At 69.5% G+C, this 7145-nt stretch carries 7 protein-coding genes; all 7 read left to right on the top strand.

Going from position 1 to position 7145, the window contains the following annotated elements; translation table 11 throughout:
• Window positions 1–731: IS3 family transposase (locus tag ACWC9T_RS22440; RefSeq protein ID WP_449822817.1), on the top strand; the 731-nt coding region annotated here is incomplete at its 5' end.
• Window positions 732–821: 90 nt separating this feature from the next.
• Window positions 822–2258 (top strand): hypothetical protein, encoded by a 1437-nt coding sequence (locus ACWC9T_RS22435; protein WP_449822816.1) that lies wholly within the window; start codon window positions 822–824, stop codon window positions 2256–2258.
• Window positions 2248–2862, top strand: a complete 615-nt coding sequence (locus ACWC9T_RS22430) for a cytochrome b N-terminal domain-containing protein (protein ID WP_449822815.1) — start codon at window positions 2248–2250, stop codon at window positions 2860–2862. Before ACWC9T_RS22435 ends, ACWC9T_RS22430 begins: the two co-directional genes overlap by 11 nt.
• Window positions 2863–2873: 11 nt before the next feature.
• Window positions 2874–3791, top strand: coding sequence for a hypothetical protein (locus tag ACWC9T_RS22425; protein ID WP_449822814.1), 918 nt, complete (start codon window positions 2874–2876; stop codon window positions 3789–3791).
• 409 nt (window positions 3792–4200) lie between these two features.
• Entirely contained in the window at window positions 4201–4674 is a 474-nt protein-coding gene (locus tag ACWC9T_RS22420) for a hypothetical protein (protein ID WP_449822813.1), read from the top strand.
• A gap of 297 nt (window positions 4675–4971) precedes the next feature.
• Window positions 4972–6195, top strand: coding sequence for a PP2C family protein-serine/threonine phosphatase (locus ACWC9T_RS22415; protein WP_449822812.1), 1224 nt, complete (start codon window positions 4972–4974; stop codon window positions 6193–6195).
• Between the two features lie 197 nt (window positions 6196–6392).
• Window positions 6393–7142, top strand: coding sequence for a TnsA-like heteromeric transposase endonuclease subunit (locus ACWC9T_RS22410; protein ID WP_449822811.1), 750 nt, complete (start codon window positions 6393–6395; stop codon window positions 7140–7142).
• The last annotated feature ends 3 nt before the right edge of the window (window positions 7143–7145 follow it).

Raw genomic sequence — 7145 nt, 5'->3', positions numbered from 1 at the left:
GCCGGGTCCACCGGGAGACCCGGGGCGCCTACGGGGTTCCGAGGGTGCACGCGGAACTGAGAGCCCAGGGCCGGGTGGTCAACCGCAAACGGATAACCCGCCTGATGCGCGAACACGGCATCATCGGCCGTCACCTGCGCAAACGCTGCCGACCCACCGTCCAGGACAGGAACACGCCACCGGCACCGGACCTGATCGGACGCGACTTCACCGCGGGCGGCCCCGATGTCCGGTGGGTCGGCGACATCACGGACCTGCCGGTCGGCGGCTCATGGATGTACCTGGCCACCGTCATCGACCTGCACTCGCGCCGCCTGGTCGGCTGGTCGCTGGCCGACCACATGCGCACCCGGCTTGTGGCCGACGCGCTCGAAGCCGCGGTCGCGGCACGCGGCGGCCGGGTCGACGGCGTGATCTTCCACTCGGACAGGGGCTCGCAATACGGATCGGCCGAGTTCGCGAGCCTCTGCCGGCGCCACGGCATCCGGCGAAGCATGGGAAAGGTCGGTTCGAGCTACGACAACGCTGCCGCCGAGAGCTTCTTCGCCTCGCTGAAGCGGGAGTTGATGCACGGACCGCGCTGGACCAGTCGTTCTCAGGTGAGGCTGGAGGTGTTCCGGTGGATCTCCTTCTACAACCTCCGCCGCCGCCACTCCACACTCGGCTACCTCAGTCCGATCCAGTTCGAACAGCAGACAGCGGCGTCCCGTAAGATCACCCTCGCCGCATGAAACTCCGGTGTCCATGTCCCGGGGGAAGGCTCAGTTGACGGCATCACCTTCCAGCCGACCGACCGGGCGATCGGCGGGGTCGGCCTGCCCGTGGTGATCGGGGATCTCGCGCGGCTCGACGACGGCCTGGTCGGATACTTCAAGCAGGCCAACAACGGCACGTACGACACCGGTGTCTTCTACACCGCGGCGGCCGATGACATCCCGGGCGTCCAGCGGCCGGCGACGACCAACCTGCTGCTCAAACCGTTCGCTGCCCCGCCCGAGCAGCCCGGGCAGGCGCCGGCGCCGACCAAGGTGCTGATGCTGGTCGACCCGCGCGCCTCGGTGCACGCAACGACCGGCATTCTGCCGACCCAGGCGATCACGATCCCGCCCGATCAGTACCAGCAGGCACTGGGCTCGCTGGAACTCACCGTCCAGACGACGCCAGTGCTGCGGCCGGTCGGCGGGATGGCGGTGCCCTTCCCGGCCGTCCCGGGCTACGGCCAGTCATGGATCACCGAGGAGACGGACGGCCGGACGCCGGCCTGGTCGGTCGATCCGCAGATCGACTCGCCCACGTCCGGGGCCGTGTGGCAGTACAGCCCGCAGTCACTCACCGAGGGATGGCTGCGCCTCAACCCCGAACTGCTGCGCTTCGACCTCGCGGACTCCGACGGCAAACCGGTGGTGACCGCGGGTACCACCACGACACTGGTGCTGACGATCCGCAACACCTTCGCCGTCCCGATCACCTTCCGGCCCGGCCGGCTCACCGGCGAGGACCAGCCGAACGACGGCTCGGTGATCTACTTCCACTTCGGCTTGCTGGTGGCCGAAGCCGACGTCGCCGCGATCCGGATCACCGCTTCCGGCTGGTCCTTCGCCGCGCTTCACGATGCCCGGCACGGCAGCTACTTGGCGGCGACGCCGACGGCACCGGTCACCCTGCAACCCGGCGCGGCCATCGTCCTGAACCTGGACAACGTCGCGGTCAGTCCGACAGCCGGCGCCCAGGCGCGCGTCTACTTCGACTACGACGGCCTTGACGGCTCACCCGACGGGGTGGAGCAAGCCGTGCTGACCGTGCTTCCGCTCAGAGTCCAGCAATCTGACCCGGTTTCAGCCCGGTGTTTCAGGTGCGGTCGGCGAAGCGCAGCACCACCACCGGCGGGCGGTGGTGGGCGATCACCGGCAGGCGCGCGGGAGCACCGGCCAGAGCCAGCCGAGCAGTCCGCGGGAACATCCCTCCCTCCTGCGGCGCCGATCCTCGCACGTTCGGACCACTGCGCGTGCCGGCGCGCGCCAGCTGCGTCAGGCTGGTGCCAGATCCTGTTCGGCGGTCGGAAGGAAGCGGTGATGACGGCAGCGCCGACGACGAGCGCCCTCACGGCGCCCGTCGACCTCAACCACCCGGGCCACTACCTGCACTGGGGCGTGGTCCAGATCTCGGTGGCGAACCTGGTGGTCATCGGCCTGATGGTGGTGGTCTTCGTGGCAGCACTGCTGCTGCCCTTCCCGCACGGGCAGCGTGATGGCGAGTAGCTGGACCGGGGCGGTACGGCGGTATGCCCTGCGGAGGCTGCCGCCCGAGAAGCTCCTCCCTGACACCCAGCCGGCCTACATGGCGTCGTGGATCTACGTCTTCGGTGTGCTCACCGTGTCGGCGCTGGTGGTGGTTCTGGTCTCCGGTGGTGTGCTCGCGCTGATGGGCCCCGGCTGGTGGCACACCTCGAGTGTCGGCAGGTACGTCAACAGCGTCCACCTGTGGAGCGTGGAGCTGTTCATGGCCGTCATGGTGATCCACCTGTGGGGCAAGTTCTTCATGGCCGCCTGGCGCGGCCGGCGGGCCCTGACCTGGATGACCGGCGCGGTCACCTTCCTGTTCTCGATCGGCACCGCGTTCACCGGCTACCTGGTCCAGCAGAACTTCGACTCCCAGTGGATCTCCGGGCAGGCCAAGGACTCACTCAACGCGGTCGGGATCGGTGCCTGGTTCAATGTGCTCGACTTCGGCCAGATGCTGATGTGGCACATCGTCCTGCTCCCGCTCGCGGTCGGGTTGCTGACCGCCTGGCACGTGCTGCTGGTCCGGATGCGCGGGATCGTGGCGCCGATCGGCGCCACCGCCCCCGAGGCCGAGCGGTGACGCCGGCCCAGGTGCCCGAGTCGGACGCCTTCCCCACCCGCCGCTACGACCTGATCAAGGAATTCACGATCGCGTTGGTGGTCACCGCCCTGCTCAGCACGGGGCTGGCCGGCCTGTTCTCCTCCCCGAACGAGACACCTACCACCCTGGCGTCCTGGTCCACGGCCGCACCGAACGACTTCACCGCGACGGCCGTCGCCGAACTGGCCGGCACCAGCACCTCCGCGCAGTACGGCCCGCCCTACAACCACACCCCGGGCGCCGGCCAGAAGATCGGCCCGGTCAGCCTGCAGAGGGCTGCCGGCGTCCGCATCCCCGTCGACCCGGCCGAGGACTTCGTGCTGCAGCCCCTGCGTCGCTCCCCGGAGCCGCCGGAGGCCACCGCCGCGCTCACCGCGTGGGACACCGCCTCCGCCGACCAGCGCCAGTCCTGGAGCTCGGCCTACGCGGATGCCCTGAGCAAGGCAGCCGACGGCGATCCGACCAAGGCCGCCCCCGGCGACTACGGCCCGGTGCCGGCGCTGACCGCCCGCCTGCTGACGCTTGCCCAGGCTGGCTCACTCGACGGCCAGCTGCTGGGCGGGGGCCGCTTCTACCAGACCGACTACACCAAGTCGATGCTCTTCCTTGCCGACGGCTCGTACCTGTCGGACCGGGCCGCCGACCAGCACCTGACCGGCACCCAGTGGGGGATGATGAACGAGACCGGGAACTACCCCGGACAGGCATGGCTGTGGCTCTACACCTTCTGGTACCAGATCGACCCGTTCACGACCTCGAAGAACGCCGACGCCGAAGTCTGGGCCATCATGGCCGTGCTCAGCCTCGCCCTGATCCTGGTGCCGTTCATCCCCGGCATCCGCTCCATCCCCCGCTGGACCAGGGTCTACCGCCTCGTCTGGCGCGACTACTACCGCACGCGGCACTGACTGTGGTCCCTCCCGATCGGACGACCTCCCAGGCATGACCCCACCAGCGATGCGCCGGACGGCGTTCGTGGCACCTGATCAGCGATCGATTCGCTGGTCGCACAGCGCGAAGACGACCGCCACCGGGCCTGCCGTCACCCGCCAGCCGTGCCAGAGCGGTGAGAGGAAGTTCAGAGACTCCCCTGCCGAGCGGTTCCCGTCGGCGGGGGCCGGAACTCAGAGGGTTCTCAGAGGGCAGGAACATGGCGAATCTGCTGATCCTTCGTCAGCATTGGCACTGCAACGTCAAAGCCGCTCCCAGTGGAAGTGCTCCGACGTGCGCTGCCGGGATTCTCCGGGCTCACTGCTGCGCCCGCCCCGGATTTCGACACCTGTCCGGCTTCCTTTTCCTCACGCCCAGGAGGCTCTGATGTCCATGCCCTCCCTCTCCCGTGCCCGCTTACTGCCCAGAGCGGTCGCCGCGCTGCTCTGCCTCGCGGTGTCCTGGATCCACGTCCAGGACCAGGGAGGCTTCCCCGGCGACAAGACACCGCACTATGTCGGCATCGGCTACTACCTACTGGAGGTCGCCGGCGTGCTCTGCGCGGTCCTGCTCCTCGCCGGCAGCCGGCTGCGCGCGCTCCGCGGCGGCGTCCACCCCGTCGAGTGGCTGCTTGCCGCCGGCGTAGCCGTCGGCCCCCTGCTCGGCTTCGTCCTCTCCCGGGGACCCGGCCTGCCCGACTACAGCGACGACAAGGGCAATTGGACCGAACCCCTCGCCCTGATCAGTGTCGTGGTGGAGGGCACCCTCCTGATCCTGGCCGCCACGGTCCTCCTGGCCGCTTTCAGGACGAAGCGGACCATCGCAGGACAGCGTGTGTCCAGTAGTTCCGCCGCCCGCTGACCGAACCGGTACGGGACGGCGGACCGAGACTCCCGCCAGCTCGGGCCAGGCCCCCGCCAGCTGCCGTTCGGCGGGGCTGTCGGTGCGGGTGTCGAGCATTGTGAGCTGGCTTGCAGTGTCCGGTGCCGGTGGTGCAGCCGGTGCCCCACCACTGGCCGGGGCGTGGGTGACCAGACAGGATGTGAGGAGGGCGGGAGGGCCCCGCGCGTTCCGTCTGATCCCTCTCCCCCATGGCCGGGCGCCACCGAGTGCGGTGACCGGAAGCGGGCGAGGAGAGGAAGTGAGAGAAGGCGAGCCATGGCAGACGGTGCGGCGGACCGGTCGGAAGGCTTCGGCGAGCGGCTGCTGGGGCTGCTGCTGGACAGGGCGCGGCTGATGCCGCCGCAGCTGATCGCCCCCCTGATCGCGGAAGAGGTGGCCAGGATCGGCGGCCGTGACGTCTCCATCCTGCTCCAGGACTACGCGCAAGAGCTGCTGGTGCCGCTAGCAGGCAGAAAGCTGCACGTCAGCCAGCCCGAACCGATTGACGACTCCGCCGCCGGCCAGGCCTTCCTGCGCGCGGACACCGTCGAGGTGAAGCAGCCCCACGGCGTCCGGATGTACCTGCCGCTGCTGGACGGCAGCGACCAGGTGGGCGTGATGGCCCTGACACTGGACGCCGTCGGCGACGACGACAGACGCCTGCTGCGCCGGCTCGCCAGCCTGGTCGCCGACATGCTGGTCACCAAGAACGCCTACACCGACCAGTTCTTCCAAGCCCGGCGTCGGGAGCCGATGAGCGTGTCCGCGGAGATCCAGTGGAGCCTGCTGCCGCCGCTGACGATGTCCGTCCCGCAGGTCGAGCTGGCCGGCATCCTGGAGCCCGCCTACCGCGTCGCCGGCGACAGCTTCGACTACGCCCTCAACGACAACATCCTGCACATGGCCGTGATCGACGCGATGGGCCACGGTCTGGACGCCGCCGCGATGGCGACCATCGCCATCGGCGCCTACCGGCATGCCCGGCGGGTGTTCGTCAGCCTGGCCGAGAAGTACGCGTTCATGGACGACGCCGTCTCCCGGCAGTTCGGGCCCGACCACTTCGTCACGGCACAGCTGATGCACATCAATATCGCCACCGGTGAGCTGGAGCTGGTCAACGCCGGTCATCCCGCGCCGCTGCTGATCCGCGACGGCCGGGTCGTGCGGCAGCTGGAGAGCGCGACAACGTTGCCCGTCGGCTTCGGCGGTGAGGAGCCCCGGATCAAAGAGCACATGCTCCAGCCGGGCGACCGGGTGCTGTGCTACACCGACGGCATCATCGAGGAGCGCGTCAACGACGGAGAGCCCTTCGGTGAGGAACGCCTCATCGACTGCGTCAACCGCCTCGCAAAAGAGGCATCACAGGGCGTGCGGGCGGACCTGCGCTGGCTCTCCCACACGCTGAAGAGGGAACGCGGAGGGCGCACCAGCGACGACGCCACCCTCCTCATGACCGAGTGGCACGGGGGCGCCGCCGATCACCTCGCCGAACTCGGCTGAGGATCCGGCCGTCCCGCCCACCGAGAACCGGCGGCCGCCGGATGTCACACGAAATGGGTGGCTCCCGTCATGTTGTCGATCACGAGCCTCGACGTCGGCACGGATGTCCCGTCCCAAATGATCTTGATCATTTGTCAGATGATCTTGACGGACGGTAGGTTTCTGTCATTTGATCTTGATCGACGGCGGGGGTCCAGGTGGCAGTTGCCTCGTTGGTGTACGACGACCCGGCGCTGTCGGCGTTCGAGCTCGACTTCGTCGAGGGCGGCGAGCGCTGTCGGCTACCGCTCGGGCAGGCCTGGAACCGGCGGTTCGAGTCCGCCGATCCGGTGCGGGAGTTCCGGTGGGCCAAGGGCGGGCAGGGTTTCGCGGGCTCGTACTTCTCCGCCACCGTGGGCGACCACGTGGGTTACGAGTCGTGGCTGGAGCGGGACCGGCTGATCCTGCTGGACCGCGAGCCCGAGGTCGTGGGGATCGCCTCGCAGCCGTTCTGGCTGCGCTGGCACGACGGCCTGCGGCAGCGCCGGCACGCGCCGGACTACTTCGTGCGGCTGGCCGACGGCCGGGGCCGGGTGGTGGACGTGCGGGCCAGCGACCGGATCGAGCGGGCGGACGCCGAGGCGTTCGCCGCGACGGAACGGGCCTGCCGGGCGGTGGGCTGGGAGTTCGTCCGGGTCGGCGAGCCGGAGCCGGTGTTCATGGAGAACGTGCGCTGGCTGTCGCGCTACCGCCGGCGCCGCTGCTCGAACCCGGACGTCGCCGCGCGACTGCTCGACGTGTTCGCTGGCGGGGCGCCGCTGCAGGCCAGGGCGGCGCGGGCGGGCGATCCGCTGGTGGTGCTGCCAGTGCTGTTCCACCTGCTGTGGCACGGCCACCTGGTCGCGGACCTGGAGAGCGCGCCGCTGTCGTCGACCACGCTGGTCGGCGTCGGGAGGCAGGCACGGTGATCG

The organism is Kitasatospora sp. NPDC001159, from assembly GCF_053598235.1.
This window is presented reverse-complemented; position numbering and strand designations above follow the sequence as displayed.